The organism is Christensenella hongkongensis (assembly GCF_000981035.1).
Classification (GTDB): domain Bacteria; phylum Bacillota; class Clostridia; order Christensenellales; family Christensenellaceae; genus Christensenella; species Christensenella hongkongensis.
On sequence record NZ_LAYJ01000119.1, the window covers coordinates 1 to 390 of the forward strand.

Genomic DNA, 390 nt, shown 5'->3' on the forward strand with positions numbered 1-390 from the left:
GAGTAGGGATTGCGCACTGGTCAAAGCCGGTGATCGGGCACCAGTGCTCGATGGAATATCCGGAGGGAATCGAGGAGAACATGCACTTTGCAGTGGAGACATATTATGGAGAAGACGGGGAAGCAGCGCGCCTCGAGGAGCAGATCGTGGTGACAAAGGACGGGTGCCGTGTGATCACGAAGTTCCCGTGCGAGGAGCCTGTCGCCTGCTGGAAGTATTGAGGAAAAAATCAAAAGGGAGGGTTGAGAAATGAAAGCGTTTGTGATCACGGAAAAAGATAAGTACGGAATGCAGGACATAGAGGTGCCGGAGATTGGCCCGGACGAAGTGCTGATGAAGATGCTGGCAAGCGGCATCTGCCACTCGGATTACGACCTGATCAGCGGCCAG

At 54.4% G+C, this 390-nt stretch carries 1 pseudogene; it reads left to right on the forward strand.

Annotation, left to right across the window (positions count from 1 at the left end):
- Positions 1–221: pseudogene (locus CHK_RS16725) on the forward strand (M24 family metallopeptidase); the annotation flags it as partial.
- Positions 222–390 lie beyond the last annotated feature (169 nt).